General features: G+C 71.9%; 21 protein-coding genes. 8 read left to right on the forward strand and 13 right to left on the reverse strand.

The annotated features are described in order from the left end of the window. Positions 1-163: 163 nt before the first annotated feature. The 7 genes from ACFYP0_RS19495 to ACFYP0_RS19525 form a co-directional block, all read right to left on the reverse strand. Complete coding sequence (locus ACFYP0_RS19495) at positions 164-1348, reverse strand: ABC transporter permease (protein WP_355499389.1); 1185 nt, start codon at positions 1346-1348, stop codon at positions 164-166. Next, the gene (locus ACFYP0_RS19500) at positions 1345-2259 is read right to left on the reverse strand and encodes an ABC transporter ATP-binding protein (RefSeq protein ID WP_355499386.1); all 915 of its coding nucleotides are present in this window, start codon (positions 2257-2259) and stop codon (positions 1345-1347) included. Before ACFYP0_RS19500 ends, ACFYP0_RS19495 begins: the two co-directional genes overlap by 4 nt. Next, positions 2256-3602, reverse strand: coding sequence for an efflux RND transporter periplasmic adaptor subunit (locus ACFYP0_RS19505; RefSeq protein ID WP_386997219.1), 1347 nt, complete (start codon positions 3600-3602; stop codon positions 2256-2258). Before ACFYP0_RS19505 ends, ACFYP0_RS19500 begins: the two co-directional genes overlap by 4 nt. Before the next feature lie 80 nt (positions 3603-3682). Then, positions 3683-4972, reverse strand: a complete 1290-nt coding sequence (locus ACFYP0_RS19510) for a hypothetical protein (RefSeq protein WP_124853673.1) — start codon at positions 4970-4972, stop codon at positions 3683-3685. Positions 4973-5028: 56 nt separating this feature from the next. Further along, on the reverse strand, positions 5029-5604 hold the full coding sequence (locus tag ACFYP0_RS19515) for a TetR/AcrR family transcriptional regulator (protein WP_124853674.1): 576 nt from the start codon (positions 5602-5604) through the stop codon (positions 5029-5031). Continuing rightward, on the reverse strand, positions 5597-6397 hold the full coding sequence (locus ACFYP0_RS19520) for an alpha/beta fold hydrolase (protein WP_356979226.1): 801 nt from the start codon (positions 6395-6397) through the stop codon (positions 5597-5599). Before ACFYP0_RS19520 ends, ACFYP0_RS19515 begins: the two co-directional genes overlap by 8 nt. A gap of 107 nt (positions 6398-6504) precedes the next feature. Further along, positions 6505-7425: a proline dehydrogenase family protein gene (locus ACFYP0_RS19525; protein ID WP_091402747.1), complete on the reverse strand. Its 921-nt coding sequence runs from the start codon at positions 7423-7425 to the stop codon at positions 6505-6507. A 106-nt stretch (positions 7426-7531) separates the two neighbouring features. Between ACFYP0_RS19525 and ACFYP0_RS19530 the strand changes: the two genes are divergently transcribed. Genes ACFYP0_RS19530 through ACFYP0_RS19540 form a run of 3 tightly spaced genes read left to right on the forward strand, consistent with a single transcriptional unit; the run spans position 7532 to position 9582 of the window. Next, entirely contained in the window at positions 7532-7807 is a 276-nt protein-coding gene (locus ACFYP0_RS19530) for a hypothetical protein (RefSeq protein WP_355499374.1), read from the forward strand. Position 7808: 1 nt separating this feature from the next. Further along, positions 7809-8975, forward strand: a complete 1167-nt coding sequence (locus ACFYP0_RS19535; RefSeq protein ID WP_124853677.1) for a glutathionylspermidine synthase family protein — start codon at positions 7809-7811, stop codon at positions 8973-8975. 19 nt (positions 8976-8994) lie between these two features. Next, the gene (locus ACFYP0_RS19540) at positions 8995-9582 is read left to right on the forward strand and encodes a CGNR zinc finger domain-containing protein (protein ID WP_355499371.1); all 588 of its coding nucleotides are present in this window, start codon (positions 8995-8997) and stop codon (positions 9580-9582) included. Between the two features lie 30 nt (positions 9583-9612). Here ACFYP0_RS19540 and ACFYP0_RS19545 read toward each other — a convergent pair whose 3' ends face one another. Together ACFYP0_RS19545 and ACFYP0_RS19550 are read right to left on the reverse strand one after the other, a co-directional pair. Further along, positions 9613-10419, reverse strand: a complete 807-nt coding sequence (locus tag ACFYP0_RS19545; RefSeq protein WP_124853679.1) for a sugar phosphate isomerase/epimerase family protein — start codon at positions 10417-10419, stop codon at positions 9613-9615. A gap of 75 nt (positions 10420-10494) precedes the next feature. Continuing rightward, entirely contained in the window at positions 10495-11439 is a 945-nt protein-coding gene (locus ACFYP0_RS19550) for a Ppx/GppA phosphatase family protein (RefSeq protein ID WP_112584229.1), read from the reverse strand. An 80-nt stretch (positions 11440-11519) separates the two neighbouring features. On the opposite strand from ACFYP0_RS19550, the gene ACFYP0_RS19555 reads away from it, so the two are divergent. Next, complete coding sequence (locus ACFYP0_RS19555; protein ID WP_355499455.1) at positions 11520-12317, forward strand: hypothetical protein; 798 nt, start codon at positions 11520-11522, stop codon at positions 12315-12317. A 31-nt stretch (positions 12318-12348) separates the two neighbouring features. Here the strand turns inward: ACFYP0_RS19555 and ACFYP0_RS19560 are convergent, their stop codons facing one another. After that, entirely contained in the window at positions 12349-12927 is a 579-nt protein-coding gene (locus ACFYP0_RS19560; protein ID WP_355499367.1) for a TetR/AcrR family transcriptional regulator, read from the reverse strand. A 511-nt stretch (positions 12928-13438) separates the two neighbouring features. On the opposite strand from ACFYP0_RS19560, the gene ACFYP0_RS19565 reads away from it, so the two are divergent. Beyond that, entirely contained in the window at positions 13439-13717 is a 279-nt protein-coding gene (locus tag ACFYP0_RS19565) for a hypothetical protein (protein ID WP_355499365.1), read from the forward strand. Between the two features lie 61 nt (positions 13718-13778). Here the strand turns inward: ACFYP0_RS19565 and ACFYP0_RS19570 are convergent, their stop codons facing one another. Both ACFYP0_RS19570 and ACFYP0_RS19575 read right to left on the reverse strand, forming a co-directional pair. Next, positions 13779-14462 (reverse strand): response regulator transcription factor, encoded by a 684-nt coding sequence (locus ACFYP0_RS19570; RefSeq protein WP_355499362.1) that lies wholly within the window; start codon positions 14460-14462, stop codon positions 13779-13781. A gap of 24 nt (positions 14463-14486) precedes the next feature. Beyond that, positions 14487-15770, reverse strand: coding sequence for a sensor histidine kinase (locus tag ACFYP0_RS19575; RefSeq protein ID WP_355499359.1), 1284 nt, complete (start codon positions 15768-15770; stop codon positions 14487-14489). Between the two features lie 204 nt (positions 15771-15974). Here ACFYP0_RS19575 and phoU point away from each other — a divergent pair, with 204 nt between their 5' ends. After that, entirely contained in the window at positions 15975-16628 is a 654-nt protein-coding gene (gene phoU, locus ACFYP0_RS19580) for a phosphate signaling complex protein PhoU (protein ID WP_355499356.1), read from the forward strand. A 63-nt stretch (positions 16629-16691) separates the two neighbouring features. On the opposite strand, the gene ACFYP0_RS19585 is transcribed toward phoU, so the two are convergent. After that, complete coding sequence (locus tag ACFYP0_RS19585) at positions 16692-17459, reverse strand: phosphoglyceromutase (RefSeq protein ID WP_124853683.1); 768 nt, start codon at positions 17457-17459, stop codon at positions 16692-16694. A 153-nt stretch (positions 17460-17612) separates the two neighbouring features. Here ACFYP0_RS19585 and ACFYP0_RS19590 point away from each other — a divergent pair, with 153 nt between their 5' ends. Both ACFYP0_RS19590 and ACFYP0_RS19595 read left to right on the forward strand, forming a co-directional pair. After that, entirely contained in the window at positions 17613-18893 is a 1281-nt protein-coding gene (locus ACFYP0_RS19590; RefSeq protein WP_124853684.1) for an MDR family MFS transporter, read from the forward strand. 75 nt (positions 18894-18968) lie between these two features. Further along, complete coding sequence (locus ACFYP0_RS19595) at positions 18969-20264, forward strand: MFS transporter (protein WP_386997023.1); 1296 nt, start codon at positions 18969-18971, stop codon at positions 20262-20264. The last annotated feature ends 213 nt before the right edge of the window (positions 20265-20477 follow it).

Raw genomic sequence — 20477 nt, forward strand, 5'->3', positions numbered from 1 at the left:
CCGGGCCGGGCCGACGACGCGCGTGTTACCAGTACGGTAGCGGGACGGTTGTGACCGGCGCGATCCCTTCCTGCAACTGATCATGCTTCGGTGGCCGGTTCACCCGATCCGTGCTCCCGGTATCCGCCCGTGCGTGTCGGCCGTCCGGTTGTTCCGGCGCTGCTCATTCGGTGCGCAGCGCGACCACCGGGTCGAGCCGGCCGGCGCGCTGCGCGGGAACCACCCCGAAGACGATGCCCACCACCGCCGACACGCCGAAGGCAAGCGCCAACGACCACCAGGTGATCGCGGCCGGAATCGGCGACAGCGCGTCGACCAGCAGGGCGGTTCCCACGCCCAGCGCCATCCCGGTGAGCCCGCCGATCGTGGTGAGCAGCACCGCCTCCAGCAGGAACTGCACGCCGATGTCGCGGGGACGTGCGCCGACGGCCTTGCGCAGCCCGATCTCCCGGGTCCGCTCCCGGACGCTGACCAGCATGATGTTGGAGACGCCGACACCGCCGACGAGCAGCGAGATGCCGGCGATGGCCGCCAGCACGCCAGTGAGGACACCGAGGATGTCGCCGAGCACGCCGAGGATCTGCTGCTGGGTTACGGCGCTGAACTCGGTGTCCGGGTGGCGGCGGTTCAGCTCGGCGACGATCCGTTCGCCCAGCTCGTCGATCCGCTCCCGGTCCGGTGCCTTCACCGCGATGCCGTCGACCCGCTGGGTGCCCCAGAGTCGTTGCGCGGCGGTCACCGGCACGTGCACCTCGTCGTCCCGGTCGACGCCGAGGCTCTGCCCGAGGGGCGCGAAGACTCCGATCACTCGGAACCGCACCCCGGCCAGCGCCACCTGCTGGCCGAGCGGGTCCCGGTCGGGGAAGAGCGCACGCGCGACCGAGTCGCCGAGCACCGCCACCCGTCGGCTGGTGTCCACGTCGGTGGCGGTGAGGTAGCGTCCCCGCGCCAGCGAGCGGGTGAACACCGCCGGGGTCGTTTCCAGGACGCCCTGCACGGTGGTGAAGTCGGAACGGGCGCCGGCCCGCGCGGTCGCCCCGGAGGCGACGGTGACCGCCACCCGATCCGGGTCGCCGACCACCCGGGTGACGGCGTCCACGTCCTTGAGGGTCAGCGGCGAGACGACCGGCGCGTTGCCCACCTCGATCCGGCCGGGGACGACCAGCAGCAGGTTGGAGCCGAGGCCCTCGACCTGTTGCTCGACCTTCTGCTTGGTGCCGGTGCCGATGGCCACCAGCAGCACCACCGAGGCCACCCCGATGATCACTCCGAGCATGGTCAGCGCGCTACGCAGCCGGTTCGCCCGCAGTGCGTCCAGCGCCACCCGCCACGCCTCGGCGACTCTCACGCCGTACCTCCGGGCCGCTCGACCTCGCGCGGAAGGCGCCCGGTGGCTCCGGCGGCGCCACCGGAGCCACCGGACGGGTGCCCCGGACCGCTTCCGGACGCGGACCGGGGCTCCGCGCTGGGAGCGGGGACCAGTGTCGCAGGTCGACCGTGATCAACGGACGGCGGTCGATCATGAGCGGAGCGCGGGTCGGCGCTGTCCGCCACGACCACCCCGTCGCGCATGGTGATCCGGCGGTGGGCGCGGGCAGCCACCTCCTGGTCGTGGGTGACCATCACCAGCGCCACCCCCGACTCCGCGTTCAGTTGTTCCAACAGCTCCAGCACGGCGGCGCCGGTGACGCTGTCCAGGTTGCCGGTGGGTTCGTCGGCCAGCAGCACCGTCGGCTCGGTGACCAGCGCGCGGGCGATCGCCACCCGCTGCTGCTCACCGCCGGACATCTGGTTGGGCCGGTGATCCAGCCGGTGCCCGAGGCCGACCCGGCCCAGCATCGCCGCCGCCCGCTCCCGCCGCTGCCGGGCCGACACCCCCCGGTAGACCAGTGGCAACGCCACGTTCTCCACCGCCGAGGTACGCGGCAACAGGTGGAACGCCTGGAAGACGAAGCCGATGGTCTCGTTGCGCAGGGTCGCCATCTCCGGTGGGGCGAGGGCGTTGACGTCCCGCCCGCCGATCACCAGCCGGCCACCGGTGGGCCGGTCCAGCCCGCCGAGGAGGTGCATGAGGGTGGACTTGCCCGAGCCGGACGGGCCGACCAGGGCCACGTAGTCCCCCGGCTGCACGGTGAGCGACACCCCGCGCAGCGCCTCCACCGACACCCCGTCGAGCTGGTACGTCCGGGACACGTCCACCGCCTCGATGGCCGGAACCCGCTCCCCTGCCGGCCGATCTGCGACGGCGGGTTCGGTCACCGGACTTCCTGGCCGTCGCGGACCTGGTCGGCGCCGCGCACCACGATCCGGTCGCCGGGCTGCACGCCGTTGAGGATCTGCACGAGGTCGGACCCCTGGACGCCCACGGTCACCGGCGCCCGGCCCGCCTTGCCGTCCCGGACCACCCAGACCGCGTCCCGGCCGTCGGCGGAGAACACCGCCGACGCGGGGACGGTCACCGCGTCGACGGCCTCACGTACCCGCAGGTGCACGATCGCGTTCATGCCGGGGCGGGGCGTCGGGGCCGGCTCGTCCTCGGCCAGCTTTCCGGCGCCCAGCGCCAGGCGGACCCGGTAGGTGACCCCGCCCTGCGCGGAGTTGGTGGGCAGCACGTCGACCGAGCGGACGGTGGCGTCGTAGCTGGCGCCGGTGACGGCGTCCAACTCGACGGTGGCCGGCACGCCGGCCTTGACCAGCAGCACGTCGGTCTCGTCCACCTCGGCGAGCAGACCCAACTGCCCGGTGTCCACAACGGTCAGGACCGGGGTGCCGGCGGTGACCTGACCACCGACCGCGACGGCGTCGTCCACGCCGGCCGGCGGCCCACCCTGGCTGGGGGCCAGCACGGACGGGTCGAGGCCAGCGCCACCGGCCTGCTCCAACAGCCCGGCCAGACCAGCGTTCGCGCCACCGCCGGCCCGGGTGCCGCCGGGCTGCACCACCCCGGCGATCGGGGCACGCAGGGTCAGCGCGTCGACTGTCGCCTTCGCCAGGTCGTACGCCTGCTGGGCCTGGAGCCGTTGCGCCGCGGAGAGCGCGCCGACGGCGGAACTCAACCCGTTGATCCCCCGCTGCACGGAGCGGACCGCCTGGTCGGCGCTGCGCGCGGCGGCAGCGTACTGGCGTTGCGCGGACGTCACCTGGGTGAGCAGCGCGTCGCGCAGTTGCGGGTCGGCGATCTTCTCGGCGGCCTTCCGGGCCGCGTCGAACGCCTCGTCGGCGGCCTTGTCGGTGCCGCGCCGGCTGCTGGTCAGGCTGCCCGCTCCGACACCCCGGCCGGCGCGCTTCGCGGCGGCCAGCGCCTCCTTGGCCTGACGGAGACGCTGTTGTGCGCTCGGCGAGTCGACCACGGCCAGCACCTGACCGCGCTTGACCCGCTGTCCAGGTTGGACGCGCAGGCTGGCCAGGGTGCCGTCGGCGGGAGCGGTGAGGGTGGCGGCGGCGCGGGCGGTCACCGTGGCGGGTGCGTCGATCACCTCGGTGACCGGGTTACGGGCGGCCGACGCCAGCGCGAGATCGGGGCCTTCGTCGCCGCAGGAGGCGGCGGTGGTGGCGGTGAGGACGGCGACGGCGGTCAGGGCGATGAGCAGGCGGGGCCGCATGGTGCTGGCGGGCCGTGACGACTGGGGACGGCGCACCCCATCGATGGTACGGCGCACCGCCGCACCGCCTGCGCGCTGCGTCAGCCGGCGGTGGCGCGGACGTACGCCACGCACTCGTCGTGCAGCGTCGACCACTGCTCACCGAACGCCTTCTCGGAGGCCGCTTCGATGGTCCTGCCGTCGTGCACCACGGTCTTGAAGAAGGTGAGCAGCCGCAGCGGCCCGTACCGGTCGACGAGGTGCCGGACGGCCAGGTAGCCGATGCCGTAGCTGCCGGCGACCCGTTCGGCGGAGGCATCGTCGGCGGGGTTGACGCCCTCCAACTTGCCGTCCCAGCCACCCCGGACCATCTTGCGCACGTCGGCGATCCCCTCGTACCGGTCGACCGCCTGGCCGCCGGCACCGGCGAACTCGGCCAGGCCCTCGACCAACCACCAGGTGAGCTTGCCCGGGTAGCCGCGCTCCGGCAACGACGCCGCGTGGGTCAGCTCGTGCCGGAGCAGGTCGTCGGTGCCGCTGTTGGAGAGCCCTTCGGCGTTGAGCACCACCTCGTGGTGACCGCCGCCCACGGTGACCGCGTAACCGCCGGTCCATTCCGGGCGCTCCCCGCCGTACCAACGCTGCCACTCGGTGCGCCCGGCGTAGAAGATCCGGTATCGGTCCGGCGGTGAGCCGGTCACCGCGTACCCGTCGGCGACCTTCGCCGCCGACTCGGCCTGTGCGAGCAGGCCGGGCAGCTTGCCGCGCAGCGCCGGGGTGGTGGCGACGATGGTCCGCGCGCCGACGGCGACCGCCAGGTCGCTGATCTCCCACGGTCGGGTGCCGGTCTCCACCGACTTGGATTCCTCCATGGCGACCATCCGGGGCTGGTCGCCGTTCTCCCGCCACCGGGTGCCGATCAGCACGGGGCTGGGCCGGCAGTTCGGCGTGACGAAGCAGTACTGGAAGCGCACCAGCAGCCGCCACTCGCCGGGCTTGCCGATGATCGGCACGGGCAGGCCACTCGGCTCGGCCCGCCAGCCGGTCACCTTGAGCTCGCGTAGTGCGGCGAAGCGTCGGCGCAGGTCGTTGTGGGCGGCGGGATCGGCGACGGCGAGGAACCCGGCGCGGTCGCCGCCGAGGAGTGCCGCGGACTGCCGGTGGAGCTGGGCGGTGATCCGGTCGGACAGCGCGCGGGCCACGGCGGTGGCCGGGTCGTCGGCCGCCGAGGAGCCGACCCGGCTGACAGTGGGGCGCGAACCTGTCTCCCGGATCACTCCGACGACGAGCGCCGCCGGCAGGCCGCAGCCCAGCAGCAGGAGGACCACCACGAGCACCGTCCACAGCGGCCAGAGCCGCCGTGGTGCTGGCTGCTGCACCTCGTCAATCACCCGCCGAAGGGTACGACCACTACCTGGATGCGGCGAGGCCGCCCCGGGCCGATCCCTCACCCGCCGGTGCGCGGCCAGGAGCGGAACGAGATGTCCATGCTCGCGACCAACTGGTGGTACGAGCGATCGACGTCACGGGGCAGACCGAAGCCGCCCGCGGCCTCCAGGGTCACGAAGCCGTGCAGGGCGCTGCGCAGCGCGCGGGTCGCGTCCACGGCATCGTCACCGGTGAGCCCGTACCCGCGCAGCACCGCGAAGATGGCACCGACGGCGCGTTCGCCCGCCTCGACGTGTTCCGGGTCGGCCGGGTCTGGCACCCGCTGCGTGGCCGGGTAACGGCCGGGGTGTCGGAGGGCGTAGTCACGGTAGGCGTCCGCCATGGCCCGGAGCGCGTCGCCACCGGAGCGGCCGACGGCGGCGGTGGTCATCTCGGTGGCCAGCTCGGCGGTGGCCAGGGCGGCCAGTTTCTGGGCCAACGCGTCCGCCCCCCGCACGTGCTTGTAGAGGCTGGGCAGCGCCACCCCGAGCCGGCTGGCGAGCGCGGCGAGGGTGAGCTGCTGGAAGCCGACCTCGTCGGCCAGCCGGGCCGCCTCCCGTACGACGGTCTGCTGGTTGAGGCCGACCCTAGGCACCGGCGCACACCGCCAGGAAGCCGAGCAGTTCCTCGGCGGTGCGTTGCGGCCGGTCGGCGTGCGGGTAGTGACCGGACTCCTCGATCATCCGGGCCTCGGCGGTGCCGAAGAGCCGCCGGGCGGCCCGCGCCTCGGCTCCCGGGTCGGGGAAGTCCGGGTCCTTGGACCCCATCAGCACCAGGACCGGTTGCCGCACCTGCGGCGCGCGGGCGGTCCAGTGCGGCTCGGCCGGTGCGATCAAACCGCGCGTCGCGGCCATCCGACCGGGCTCGCGCAGGTTGGCCACCATCGAGCGGCGGTACGCGGCGTCGTCGGCGGGTCGGTGCACCGGGAACAGGGTGTTGTGGAACATCCCGAACAGTCGAGGGTTGTGCAGCACGGACCACATCGCCATCCGCAACAGCGGGTTGAGCTTCGGCTGACCGACGAACGCGCCGATCTGCACGATGCCGGTGACCATCTCGGGTGCGTCGGTGGCGGCGAAGACCACCGCCGCAGCGGCGGACGAGCTGCCGACCAGCACGGCCGGACCGGCGTCGAGGTCGCGGACCACGGCCAGCAGGTCCGCGCCGACCTCTGCTGGGGCGTACGTGGGCCAGCCGGCGCTGGACTCGCCGTGCCCCCGGACGTCGACCGAGGCGACCCGGTGACCGGCGGCCACCAGTAGCGGCACGAGGTGCCGGAAGCTCGCCCTGTTCTCACCCATGCCGTGCGCGAGGACCACCAACGGCCCTTCGCCCTGCACCTCGTACGCGATGTGTCCGCCGTCCCGCCGCACCTGGCTAGTTGTCATAGCTTTAAAGCTAAGCTACTTAGCCAACGTTGGCAAGCCGGATACCGGAAACGGGCCGGCAGCAACCCGAGGGGTCGCCGCCGGCCCGTTTCGCCGAACCGGAGGAACTACTTCTTGGAGATCAGGGCACGGCCGAAGAAGACCAGGTTGGCGGGGCGCTCGGCGAGCCGGCGCATCAGGTAGCCGTACCACTCGTCGCCGTACGGGACGTAGGTGCGCACGGTGTAGCCCTCGCCGGCCAACCGGGCCTGCTCCTCCGGGCGGATGCCGTAGAGCATCTGGAACTCGAAGCGCTCCGGCCCCCGGTCGAACCACCGGGCCCGGTCCTCACCGATGGCGATCATCCGCGGGTCGTGGGTGGCCAGCATCGGGTAACCGTCGCCGGACATCAGGATGTTCATGCAGCGCACGTACGACTTGTCCACCTCGCGGGCCGACTGGTACGCCACCGACTCCGGCTCCTTGTAGGCACCCTTGCACAGCCGCACCCGCGACCCGGCCGAGGAGAGCTCCCGGCAGTCCGACTCGGTCCGCCGCAGGTACGCCTGGAGCACCGCGCCGGTCGACGGGAAGTCCTTGCGCAGCCGGCTCAGCACCTCCAACGTCGAGTCGGTGGTGGTGTGGTCCTCCATGTCCAGGGTGACAGTGGTGCCCGCCGCGTCGGCCGCCGCGCAGATCGCCCGCGCGTTGTCGTACGCCAACTGCTCGTCGAACATCTGGCCGAGGGCGGAGAGCTTCACGCTCACCTCGGCGGCCGGGGTGAGCCCAGCGGCGCCGAGCATCTTCAGCAGTTTCAGGTACTCGTCCCGGGTGGCGGTGGCCTGCTCGGGGCGGACAGTGTCCTCACCGAGGTGGTCGAGGGTGACCGCGAGGCCGTCGTCGACGAGCCCGCGGGTCGCGCGCAACGCGTCGTCTGTGGCGGCGCCGGCGACGAACCGGCGGACGACGTCCCGGGTGTACGGGGCAGTCGCGACGAGCCGCTCGACCTGGGATGACCGGGAGGCGGCGAGGATGACGGAACGGAGCATGAGCCGAGCGTAACGCCCCTGCCAGGGACCCCGCCGAGGGGCGGCCGGGCCACCTCGGCCCGGGGGCGGGGCGGCGGCAGTGGCGTCGATCGGCTACAACGATGCCGTGGACCAACGCCCCCGCCGCCGACTCCGCTCGGCCTCCGTGCAGCTCGGCGCGCTCACCGCTCTCGCGCTCGCCCTCTCCGGCTGCAACATGACCTCGGACGACGACGATGACGACGACTGCGCCCTCGGGCCGGTCGGCGGCGGCGACACCGTCGCGCTGGCGATGCGGGTCACCGACCCGGCCGCCGGTCGCACCGCCCCGGAGCCCACCACCACCGCCGCCCTGCCCGAACGCGGTGGTTTCGGCACCCACCTCGCCGCCTGCGGCGGCTGACGTGCGCCGCGAGACGGTCACGCCGCGCACCGACTGGGACGCCACCATCCGGTCGCAGGGGCTGGTCTACGTCGACACCGAGCTGCCCGACGGCGGGATCATGTCGTACTGGGACGAGACCGCCGCGTACGCCTTCGACCTGGACGAGGTGCTGCGGCTGGAGGAGGCCACCGAGGAGCTGCACCGGATGTCGGTGGCCGCCGCCGAGCACGTGGTGGCGCAGCGCCGGTACGCCGAGTTCGGCATCCCGGAATGGGCGGCCGAGGCGGTGGCCCGGTCGCTGCGGGAGGCGCCACCGACCCTGTACGGGCGCTTCGACCTCGCGTACGACGGCACCTGGCCTCCAAAGATGTTGGAGTACAACGCGGACACCCCCACCGCGTTGGTCGAGGCGAGCATCATCCAGTGGTACTGGCTGGAGCAGACCCGGCCGGAGCTGGACCAGTGGAACAGCCTGCACGAGCGGCTGGTCGGCGCCTGGGCCAAGATCGGGGCGGGGCTGCACGACCCCCGGGTGCACGTGCTCTGGTCGAACGAGGAGGAGTCCGGCGAGGACCACATGACCGCCGGCTACCTCGCCGAAACCGCCCGGCAGGCCGGCCTGAGCGTCGAACTTCAACCCATCCAGGAGATCGGCTGGGACGGCCGACGCTTCGTCGACGCCGACGACAACCCGGTGACCACCTGCTTCAAGCTCTACCCGTGGGAGTGGATGCTGGCCGAGCCGTACGGGCCGGCTGCCCTGGCCCCGGGCACCCCGACCACCTGGATCGAGCCGGCCTGGAAGCTGCTGCTCTCCAACAAGGCGCTGCTCGCGGTCCTCTGGGAGCTGTACCCCGGCCACGAATACCTGCTCCCGGCGTACCTCGACTCGCCGCGGGGCATGCCGGAGTACGTCGCCAAGCCACTGCTCGGCCGCGAGGGCGGATCGGTACGCATCGTCACCGCCGATGAGGAGATCACCAACCCGGGGATCTACGGCGACGAGGGCTGGTGCTACCAGGAGTTCCGGGCGTTACCGCAGTTCGCCGGCAACCGGATGGTGCTGGGCAGCTGGATCGTCGACGGCGAATCGGCCGGCGTGGGTGTGCGGGAAAGCGCGAGTCTGATCACCGACGGCTACGCGCGGTTCCTGCCGCACTACATCGACGCGCCGCGCACCCGCTGAGTCGTCTACCGTTGGGGGCGTGAACTTCGACGCGTACGCCCGGACCGGCGTTGACCTGGTCAACGCCCGCCTGGACGACCTCGACGACCTGCGGGCCCTCTTCCCCGACGAGAACGCCTGGATGCGCGACGAGGTCGCGGACCGGGACGTGGCGATTTTCCGCCGGGCGCAGAAACGGTTGCGCGACGTCTTCGAGTACGGCACCTCGGGGCGGGACGCCCAGGCGGTCACCGAGCTGAACGCGCTGCTCGAGGCGTTCCCGGTGCAGCCGCGCATCTCCGGGCACGACTCCAGCGACTGGCACATGCACGTGACCAGTCGGGGTGCCTCGGTCAGTGCCGAATATCTGGCCGGCGCGGCCTGGGGGCTGTCGGTCTGGCTGTGCGAGTACGGCAGCGCCCGGTTCGGGGTCTGCGCCGACGAGCGGTGCGGCAACGTCTACCTGGACACGTCGTCCAACTGCTGCCGGCGGTTCTGCTCGGAGCGCTGCGCCACCCGCTCGCACGTCGCCGCGCACCGCGCGCGCAAGCGGGCGGCGGTCGGCGAGCAGGTGACGGTCGCCCAGCAGCCGACCTCCACCGCCGATTCCCTCTCAGCGGTCAGCTGAACCCGCCACCGCCCGTCCTGGGCCGACGGCTCAGGCGTCGACCGGTGACGGCGCGGTCAGGTGCTGGCGGGCGAACTCCAGCGCGGCGCGCAGGTCCGCTTCGCGCACCGCGCGGCTCTTCGCGCCCCGGGTGGCGACCTCCACCGCCACCGACCCGGTGAAACCCCGGCCGGCCAGCGAGGAGAGCAGCTCCCCGCAGGGCTGGGTGCCCCGCCCGGGCACCAGGTGCTCGTCGCGGCCCTCACCGGTGCCGTCACCGAGGTGCACGTGCGCCAGCCCGGCGCCCATCCGGTCGGCCATCTCCAGCGGGTCGCTGTGCGAGGCCGCGCAGTGCGACAGATCCAGGGTGTACGACGCGTAGCCGGCGTCGGTCGGATCCCACCCGGGCACGTACGGGACGAACTGCCGGCCCGCCATCCGCACCGGGTACATGTTCTCCACCGCGAAACGCAGCCCGGGGAACCGGTCCGCGACGGTGGCCAGACCCTCGGCGAAGTTGCGCGCGTAGTCGCGCTGCCAGGTGAACGGTGGGTGCACCACGACGGTCGGCGCGCCCAGCGTCTCGGCCAGCTCGGCGGCCTTGCGCAGGCGCTCCCACGGGTCCGGGCTCCACACCCGCTGGGTGACCAGCAGGCAGGGCGCGTGCACCGAGAGCACCGGCACGTCGTAGTGCGTGGAGAGGCCGCGCAGCGCGCCCGTGTCCTGGCTGACCACGTCGGTCCAGACCATCACCTCGACGCCGTCGTAGCCGAGCGCCGCGGCCAGTTGGAACGCCGCCGCGGTCGGCTCGGGAAAGACCGACGAGCTGGACAGGAGCACGGGAACGCGGGAAGTCACATCAGCCAGCGTAGCCCGGCAGCGCCGGGGGCATCGTGACGAGCGCCGGCAAACCGACCGAAAACGGCCGCCGGATCAGATCGGCTCCAGTTGATCCAGTCGGCGGAGGATGACACCCTCCCGCAGCGCCCACGGGCAGATGTCCAGCGAGTCCAGATCCAGGCGGCGCATCACCGCCTCGGCGACCACGGCACCGGCCAGCAACTGGTGGGCCCGGCCCGCGCTGACCCCCTCCAGCTCCATCAACTGCGCCGGTGGGATGTGTCGGATGAAGCCGATGACCTGCCGCAGGCCGGCCCGGGTCAGGCTGCGTCGCACCCACAGCCCGGAACCGGACGGGGCCGCCCCGGCCAGTCGGGCCAGGGTGCGGAACGTCTTCGAGGTGGCCACCGCCCGCCCCCAGCCCACCTCCGTCATCTGGTCGACGACCTTGTCCAGCCGGCCGTCCACGTACTCCCGGAGCTTGTCGACGGCCTCCGCCGACGGCGGGGCCGCACTGGCCGGATCGACCCGCAGCCGCTCGCGGGTCAGTCGACCGGCCCCGAGTGGCAGGGAGACCGCGACGTCCGGGTCCTCGTCGATGCCGGCGGCGATCTCCAACGAGCCGCCACCGATGTCGAGCACCAGCAGCCGGCCCGCCGACCAGCCGAACCACCGCCGTACGGCCAGGAACGTCATCCGCGCCTCGTCCGCCCCGGACAGCACCGCCAGGCGTACGCCGGTCTCGTCCCGGACCCGGGCCAGCACCTCGGCCGCGTTGGTGGCGTCGCGCACCGCGGACGTGGCGAAAGCGATCAGGTCGTCGGCCGCCAACCCGGTGGCCGCCGCCTTGGCCATGCCGACGGCCTTGACCAGGCCATCCGCGCCCGCCTCGGTCAGCGCGCCGTCGGGGCCGATCTGCTCGGCCAGCCGGAGCACCACCTTCTCGGAGTGCGCCGGCCACGGGTGGGCGCCGTGGTGCGCGTCCACCACGAGGAGGTGCACCGTGTTGGATCCGACGTCGAGGACACCCAGTCGCATGGTGAAGACCCTAGGCGCAACACGTTTGCGCGGCTCACCGGCCTGCGGACGTGACCGCGCGTACGCTGGGCCGAGTGACAATGGAGCTCCGTGTGCTGGTGGACGACCCGGGTGACCCGCGCAGTCGCGAGGTGCCCCTGGACTTCCCTCGGGAGTGGATCGAGTTCGCCGACCCGGCCGACGAGACGCACCTGATCCGGGCCGACCTGACCTGGCTGCTCTCCCGCTGGACCTGCATCTTCGGCAAGGGCTGCCACGGCATCATCGCTGGCCGGGCCTCCGACGGTTGCTGCTCGCACGGGGCGTTCTTCACCGACTCGGACGACGAGAAGCGGGTCCGCAACGCCGTCAAGCGGCTCACCCCGGAGACCTGGCAGCACTTCCGGCGCGGGTTCAAGAACTGGACCGACGAGGACACCATCGACGGCAAGAACCCGGCCCGCCGCACCGCCACTCAGGGCGCCGAGGGCCCGTGCGTGTTCCTCAACGACGCCGACTTCGCCGGCGGTGGCGGTTGCGCCCTGCACGCCCAGGCGCTGCGCGACGGGGTGCACCCGTTGGAATACAAGCCGGACGTCTGTTGGCAGCTGCCGATCCGCCGCGATCAGGACTGGGTGAAGCGACCGGACAACTCCAAGGTGCTGGTCTCCACCCTGTCCGAGTTCGACCGGCGGGGCTGGGGAGCCGGCGGGCACGACCTGGACTGGTGGTGCACCTCGTCGACGGACGCGCATGTCGGCGCCGAGCCGATGTACCTGTCGTACTCCCCGGAGCTGACCGCCCTGATCGGCGCTGCCGCGTACGAGCGGCTGGCCGAGCTGTGCGCGGCCCGGACGAAGCAGGGCATGATCGCCCCGCACCCCGCCGACCAACTCTAGCGGATCTTGGTAGCACTCCGGCGGCCGTCGCTCAGCGCAGGGCCTCGTCGACAAGCGTGCGAGCGCTGCGCTGGGCCGCGTCGGCGATCAGGGGGTCGCCGTCCAGCACACCGGCGGCGAGCCCGCCGTCCAGCAGCAGGGTGAGCTGCCGGGCGAGCAGTTCCGGGTCGGCCGCGCCGGCCTGGCGGGCCAGCTCGGTCACCCAGGCGCGGACCACGGTCTTGTGCTCGACCGTCCGGGCGTGCACCGGCCCAGCGGCGGACGACTCGGCTGCGGTGTTGATGAACGCGCAGCCGTGGTAGCCCTCCCGGCGACAGGCGCCGGTCAGCGCGTCGAACATCCCAACCAGTTGGGCGCGTGGCTCGTCGCCGGCATCCCGGGCCGCGGACCGCAACGCGCCGAACCACGCCTGGTCGACCCGATCGAGGTACGCCAGCACGAGGTCGTCCTTGCGCGGGAAGTGCTTGTAGAGCGTCGCCTTGGCCACGCCCGACTCGGCGATCACCGTGTCCACCCCCACGCCGCGCGGCCCGTGCGCGTAGAAGAGCCGGAACGCGGTGTCCAGGATCCGGTCCCTGGCCGAGCCGGCCGGAGTGCGGGGCGCGGGCATCGGTGCTCCCTAGTTCTGCTGATGACAGCCCTGATCCTATAGACGGCTTCGTCTAGGGAGGCGGTGCCCTCGGCTTCGGCGACCCCCGCGAGGGCCGCGCGACTATGGCACGACGGCCTCGCGACGGCCTCACGACGGCCTCGCGACGACCTCACGACGACCTCGCGGACGAGGGGCGGGACATGGGTCGGGGGCGCTTTGGAGCTGAATCGCTTGTGACATCAGCGGAAGACACCGGCCGGCGACGGCGGGATGACTCGTTTGTGACATCAGCTCCAAAGGACTGCCAACCGCACTGCCGCCCCTCCGGGCGTCCAGAGCGGGCTGCACGCCGACACCTCTGCGATTCGACAAAGGGCAGTGGTAGACAGACCTGTCTGTTAGCCTGCTTGCGATCGGCACGAGCGATGTCGCGGCCATCCGGGCCGGCGACCACGCCCACTGGGCGGCGCAGCACCCCGAGGTCGGCCTGGCGACCCTCGCCGAAGCCGCAAGCGGCACCGAGCTGGTGGTGAACGCCACAAACGGCAACGGCTCGCTCCCCGCACTGGCCGCGGCCGGCGCACCGAACCTGGCCGGCAAGGTTCTGCTCGACAGTGTCTTCGTCTCCGGCGACGACGCGGAGGCCAAGCGGATCGTCAGCGGGCTGCTCGTCAGCTTCGGCCACACCGACGTGATCGACCTCGGCGACCTTTCCACCGCGCGGGGCACCGAGATGCTGCTGCCGCTCTGGTTGCGGCTCTACGGTCGACTCGACACCGTCAACTTCAACATCAAGGTCGTCCGCTGACCGAGCGGGAACAGCCCGAAGGGGGCCTGCGCCGAACGCAAACCCCCTTCGGGTACGCCGATCACGGCTCGAACTTGTAGCCCAGACCCCGCACGGTCACGATGAAGCGCGGCGCGGACGGCTCCGGCTCGATCTTGGAGCGCAGACGCTTGACGTGCACGTCCAGCGTCTTGGTGTCACCGACGTAGTCGGCGCCCCAGACCCGGTCGATGAGCTGACCGCGGGTGAGCACCCGGCCCGCGTTGCGCAGGAGCAGCTCCAGCAGTTCGAATTCCTTCAGCGGCAGCTGTACGGCTCCGCCGTCGACGGTCACCACGTGCCGCTCGATGTCCATCCGCACCGGCCCGGCGGCCAGCGTCGGCAAGCCCGCCTCGGCCACCTCCGGGCTCTGCCGGCGCAGCACCGCCCGGATCCGGGCGACCAGTTCCCGCGGCGAGTACGGCTTCGTGACGTAGTCGTCGGCGCCGATCTCCAGCCCGACCACCTTGTCGATCTCGCTGTCCCGGGCGGTGACCATGATGATCGGCACGGCGGAGCGCTGCCGCAACTGCCGGCAGACCTCGGTCCCAGACATCTCGGGCAACATCAGGTCGAGCAGCACGATGTCGGCGCCGGTCCGGTCGAACTCGGTGAGGGCGTCGGTGCCGGTCGCGGCGACCGAAACCTCAAAGCCCTCCTTACGGAGCATGTACGACAAGGCGTCGGAGAACGACTCCTCGTCCTCGACCACGAGAACGCGGCTCAACGGGGATTTCCTTTCCATCTGCTGTCAGACCTGCCGTAGCCCAGTCGGACCGGACTCGATCCCAACCGGCGGCAGTGTCGCCAGGAGGTCATCCGGTGGACTGGCGGGCAGCCGGAGGGTGAACGTCGATCCACCACCAAGAGTGCTCGACACCTCGACCCGTCCGCCATGGTTGCTCGCAATGTGTTTCACGATCGCCAGACCGAGCCCGGTGCCGCCGGTGGCACGCGAGCGGGCCTGGTCGGCCCGGTAGAACCGCTCGAAGATCCGGTCGACGTCGGTGGGGGCGATACCGATGCCCTGGTCGGCGACGGCGATCTCGACGTGCTCGTCGTCGCCGCGGAGGGTCACCCGAACCGTGGTGTCCTCGCCCGAGTAGTTGATGGCGTTCTCCACCAGGTTCGCCACCGCCGTGGCGAGTTGGGAGTCGCTGCCGTACGCGGTGAGACCACGCGCCCCGTCCACGGTCACCGCGACACCCCGGGCGGAGGCCGTGGTGCGGGTCCGGTCGACCACCTCGGCGATCACCCAGTCCAGCGCGACCGGCTCCGGTGGCGGCTGCGGCTCAGCCCCCTGCAACCGGGTCAGCTCCAGCAACTCCTGCACCAGTCGACCCAGCCGGGTCGACTCGTGCTGGATCCGTTCGGCGAACCGGCGGGCGGCCACCAGGTCCTCGGAGAGGTCGGGTACCGCGGCGTCGGCCGGCTCGGTCGCGTCCAGCAACGCCTCGGCGAGCAGTTGCAGGGCCCCGATCGGGGTCTTCAGCTCGTGGCTCACGTTGGCCACGAAGTCGCGTCGTACCCGGGTCAGCCGGTGCGACTCGGTCACGTCGACCGCCTCGACCGCGACGAAGCCGTTGCCGAGACCCATCGCCCGCAGGTGCACGCCGAGCGGGTTCTCCCCCGCGCTGTCGCGACCCCGGGGCAGGTCCAGCTCGATCTCGCGTCGCACGCCGGTGCGTCGCACCTGGCCGGCGAGGGTACGGATCAGCGGGTGCGCGGCGATTGAGCCGGGGGTGCTGCCGGTACGCAGCAGCCCCATCGCGCGGGCGGCCGGGTTGATCAGCACGGGGACGTCGTCGTTGTCCAGAACCACGACACCGGCCCGGAGTGAGTCGATCGTCCGGCGGCCGAGCCCGGCCTGCTGCTCGTCGGCTATCGCGGGCCTCCCCCTGCTCCAGCGGAAGCGGACGCTCCCCGTCGACGTGGAGTGACCGTCCCGCCTCGGCAGGAACCGGGGCAGCAGCAGACCGGCGGCCATCCCGGCCACCAACGCCAGGGCCACCACGACCGCCACCGCCCACTCCACCCGGCGATCGTAGGGTCATTGTTAACCTGGCTACCACACAGAACGGGACGAACTACCCTCACTTACGGAAGTGTTCACCCGCACGTCTGGCGTCGTTCACCGTGGTTCATCCGGGATCCGTCCACGCGCCCTACCGTTGGCGTCGCACCTGCTCAACCCCCTGCGCCGGCACCCGTCGGCGGCGACCGACCACAGGACGTGATGATGCGCGACGAGTTCCGGGCCGACCTCCAGATCGTCAGCCAACTGCTGGTGGACATGGCGGAGGGCGTCCGCGCCGCCATGCGCCAGGCCACCCGGGCCCTGCTCACCGCCGACCGGCAGGCCGCCGAGACGGTCATCGAGCGGGACGCCGAGATCGACGACCTCTACCGGCACGTCGAGGAGCGGGTCTGTGACCTGCTCGCCCGACAGGCGCCGGTCGCCTCCGACCTCCGGGCGATGATCACCGCGCTGCACGTGGCCGCTGATCTGGAACGGATGGGTGACCTCGCCGAGCACGTGGCGAAGACCGCGCTGCGCCGGCACCCCTCCCCCGCCGTCCCGGCAGAGCTGCGGACGGTCTTCACCGAGATGTCCGAGATCGCCGACCGGATGGCCGTGAAGATCGGTTCGGTGCTGGCGAAGCCCGACGCCGACCTCGCCGGCGAACTGGACCGCGACGACGACACCATGGACGAGCTGCACAAGAACCTGTTCGCCGTACTGCTCGGCGACGACTGGCCGTACGGGGTGGAGACGGCGATCGACGCCACCCTGCTGGGCCGCTTCTACGAGCGCTTCGCCGACCACGCGGTCAACGCCGGCGAGCACGTGATCTACCTGATCACCGGGGAGAGCGCGCCCAGCAGTAACTGACTGCGCGGAAGGGGCCCCTCGTCATCGCTCTCCGCGATGACGAGGGGCCCCTTCTCTGGTGGCTCAGCGCCCCTGGTTGGCCACTGCCGCAGCGGCTGCCTTCGCAGCTGTCGGATCGAGGTAGGTGCCGCCCAGAGTGAGCGGGCGCAGCTGCGGGTCGAGGTCGTAGCGCAGCGGGATGCCCGTCGGGATGTTCAGCTTGGCGATCGCCTCGTCGGAGATCTGGTCGAGGTGCTTGACGAGGGCGCGCAGCGAGTTGCCGTGCGCGGCCACCAGCACCGTCCGGCCGGCCAGGATGTCCGGCACGATCGAGTCGTACCAGTAGGGCAGCATCCGGTCGACGACGTCCTTGAGGCACTCGGTGCGCGGCATCAGCTCGGTCGGCAGCAGCGCGTAGCGCGGGTCACCCACCTGCGACCACTCGTCGTTGTCGTCGATGGGCGGCGGGGGCGTGTCGTACGACCGGCGCCAGAGCATGAACTGCTCCTCGCCGTACTCGTCGAGGGTCTGCTTCTTGTCCTTGCCCTGCAGGGCGCCGTAGTGGCGCTCGTTGAGCCGCCACGACCGGCGCACGGCGATCCAGTGCCGGTCGGCGGCGTTGAGCGCCAGTTCGGCGGTGCGGATCGCCCGGCGCATCAGGCTGGTGTGCACGACGTCCGGCAGCAGGCTGTGCTCGCGCATCAACTCGCCGCCGCGCCTCGCCTCGCCCTCGCCCTTCTCGGTCAGGTCGACGTCCACCCAGCCGGTGAAGAGGTTCTTGGCATTCCAGTCGCTCTCACCGTGTCGCAGCAGGACCAGCGTCCCGACGGTGGGCCCTTCGCTCGCAGTCATGCCGATCATCCTGCCTCAACCGCGGAGGGGACACGCGGGCAGCCGTCGTGACGACCACCACGTGAAAAAGCGGATGACCAGCGGATCCGCCCGCCACTAGGGTTGTAAGGCGCAACAGTCACATCGGTCATTACTTGCAAGCGGGGGAACCACGTGCGGACGATGCGGAGCTGGTTCCGGGACACCACCGGCGGCCTACCGACCACCTTCTGGTACCTGTGGTCCGGCACCCTGATCAACCGGCTTGGCTCGTTCGTCCTCGTCTTCCTCGCCATCTACCTGACACAGGAACGTGGCTTCTCGGCCTCGCAGGCCGGCCTGGTGATCGGCCTCTGGGGTGTCGGCGGGGCGTTCGGCACGACCGCCGGCGGCACTCTGGCCGACCGGTGGGGCCGCCGGCCGACACTGCTCACCGCCCACGTGGGCGCGGCGGCCATGATGCTCGGGCTCGGGCTGGCCCGGGATCTCTGGGCGGTTGCGCTGGGCGCGCTGCTGCTCGGCATGTTCGCCGAGGCGGCCCGGCCCGCGTTCGGGGCGATGATGATCGACGTGGTGCCGGCGAAGGACCGGCTGCGCGCCTTCTCACTCAACTACTGGGCGATCAACCTGGGCTTCGCCTGCGCGGCCGTCCTCGCCGGCCTCGCCGCACAGGCCGACTACCTGCTGCTGTTCGTGGTCGACGCGGCCACCATGCTGATCACCGCACTGATCATCTTCAGCAAGGTGCCGGAGACCCGACAGGCCGGCCCCGCCACCGCCGTCACGGCAGCAGCGGCTCCGCGCGGCGCGCTGCGCACGATCCTCAGCGACCGGGTCTACCTCGGCTTCGTGGCACTCAACCTGTTCGCCGCGCTGGTGTTCCTCCAGCACATCTCGATGCTGCCGATCGCGATGGGCGACGACGGTCTGAGCCCGGCCACCTACGGCTCGGTGATCGCACTCAACGGCATCCTCATCGTGGTCGGCCAGCTCTTCGTGCCCCGGCTGATCCGGGGTCGGAGCCGCTCGCACGTGCTCGCGCTGGCGTCCGTGGTGATGGGCGTGGGGTTCGGACTGACCGCGTTCGCCGGCACCCCCTGGTTCTACGGGCTGACCGTGCTGATCTGGACGGTCGGCGAGATGCTGAACTCGCCCTCCAACTCCACTCTGATCGCCGAGCTCTCCCCGGCCGAGCTGCGCGGTCGCTACCAGGGCGTGTTCTCCCTCTCGTGGCAGATCGCCGGGGCCAGCGCGCCGATCCTCGGTGGCCTGGTGCGCGAGCACGCCGGCAACGACACCCTCTGGTACGGCTGTGCCGCGCTCGGCCTCCTGACCGCGGTGGCCCACCTGGTGTCGGGGCCGGCCCGGGAACGGCGTGCGGCCGCGCTGCGCCGCTCCGGTGAGGCACTGGCACCGGCCACCACGTCACGCGCTCCACAGCCCGCCGAGGCGTAATGAGTGGCGCGGCCGTCCCGGAGTTTCCTACTGTGCAGTGGAAACAGTTAACAATCTGAACTGTCGGGAGGTCGGGTGCACGCCCTGCGGCGCTGGTGGCACGACACCGCAGGCGGACTACCCGCCACCTTCTGGTACCTCTGGGCCGGCCTGCTGATCAACCGGGCCGGCGCGTTCGCCATGCTGTTCCTCTCGCTCTACCTCACCGACGTACGCGGCGCGAGCGAAGGGCTGGCCGGCACCGTGGTCGGCGCGTACGGGGCCGGCGGAGCGGCCGGCGTACTGCTCGGCGGGGTGCTCGCCGACCGGTGGGGACGCCGGGCGACCCTGCTCGCCGCGCACCTGGCCACCGTCGGCCTGATGGTGGCGCTCGCCTTCACCCGACCCCTGCTGCTGATCGCGGTGCTCTCCGCGCTGATCGGCGTGGTCCACTCGATGCCCAGCCCGGCGTTCGTGGCGGCGATCGTCGACGTGGTGCCCGCCGAGCGCCGCTCGCGGGCGTTCAACCTTCAGTTCTGGGCGTTCAACCTGGGCATGGCGGTCGCCTCGCTGCTCGCCGGGGTCCTGGCCGAGGCGAGCTTCACCGCGCTGTTCCTGGTCGACGCGGGCGCCACCCTGACCGCCGCAGCCGTGATCGCCTGGAAGGTGCCCGAAACCCTGCGGCTGGCCCGGCCAGCGGCCGGACCACCGCCCGTCACAGGCACGGCACCGAAATCCATCCGGACCCGCCGGCCGGGCCTGCACACCGCGCTCACCGACCGCACCTTCCTGGTGTTCGTCGGGCTCACCTTCGTGCTGGCCGTACTCACCATGCAGACGTCGACCATCATGCCGCTGGCCATGCGCGCGGACGGCCTGGGCCCATCGGCGTACGGGCTGGTGGTGGCGCTCGGCGGCGCGCTGATCGTGGTCGGGCAGTTGTTCGTGCCCCGGCTGATCGACCGGCACCGCAAGGACGTCGTGCTGGCCGCCTCCACGGCGCTGCTCGCGCTCGGTTTCGGGGCGCTCGCCATCGCCGACGAACTGGCCATCTACCTGGGTGCCGCAGTGGTCTGGACGGTCGGCTCGATGCTCGCCGCCCCGCCCAACGCGCAGATCAACGCGGACCTGGCGCCACCGCAGCTACGAGCGCGCTACCAGTCGGTCTTCTACCTGACGTTCCCAGCCGCGGCGTTCGTCGCGCCCACCCTCGGCGGGGTGAGCCTCCAGCACCTCGGCGACCGGCACTGGCTGATCGTGGGCGGGCTGGGTCTGCTGGCCGCGCTCGGGCACCTGCTCGCCGGACCACCCCGGGAGCGACACGTCGCCGCGCTGCGCCGGGTTGTCGACCCGGAGCCGGCAACCACCGCAGACCGCGTACCGACCGGATAACCGACGCAAAGCGCCCACCACGTCCCTGAGGTCGTGGTGGGCGCCCGCCGGTGGGGCCGGCGGCGGCGGGCAACACTCACCCCCGTAAGCATCGCCCGCTCACGCCGCCGGTCCAAACAGGTGGGAACCGTCCCCCAACGGTTATTCCACCCGTCCCCTCGCGCCTCGTCTGGTGCGCGGATCTGATCGATCCGCCGCTCCCCCGAACGTTTC

Origin of the sequence: Micromonospora arida (genome assembly GCF_042873195.1) — a bacterium.
Taxonomy (GTDB): domain Bacteria; phylum Actinomycetota; class Actinomycetes; order Mycobacteriales; family Micromonosporaceae; genus Micromonospora; species Micromonospora arida.

Bases quoted from the DNA above. Each gene is read 5' to 3' on its own strand.
- ACFYP0_RS19560 (WP_355499367.1), bottom strand. From the start codon at position 12,927: ATGCCCGCGCCCCGCACTCCGGCCGGCTCGGCCAGGGACCGGATCCTG.
- ACFYP0_RS19550 (WP_112584229.1), bottom strand. From the start codon at position 11,439: ATGCGACTGGGTGTCCTCGACGTCGGATCCAACACGGTGCACCTCCTC.
- ACFYP0_RS19585 (WP_124853683.1), bottom strand. From the start codon at position 17,459: ATGACTGCGAGCGAAGGGCCCACCGTCGGGACGCTGGTCCTGCTGCGA.
- ACFYP0_RS19520 (WP_356979226.1), bottom strand. From the start codon at position 6,397: ATGACAACTAGCCAGGTGCGGCGGGACGGCGGACACATCGCGTACGAG.
- ACFYP0_RS19525 (WP_091402747.1), bottom strand. From the start codon at position 7,425: ATGCTCCGTTCCGTCATCCTCGCCGCCTCCCGGTCATCCCAGGTCGAG.
- ACFYP0_RS19505 (WP_386997219.1), bottom strand. From the start codon at position 3,602: ATGCGGCCCCGCCTGCTCATCGCCCTGACCGCCGTCGCCGTCCTCACC.
- ACFYP0_RS19555 (WP_355499455.1), top strand. From the start codon at position 11,520: ATGGAGCTCCGTGTGCTGGTGGACGACCCGGGTGACCCGCGCAGTCGC.
- phoU (WP_355499356.1), top strand. From the start codon at position 15,975: ATGCGCGACGAGTTCCGGGCCGACCTCCAGATCGTCAGCCAACTGCTG.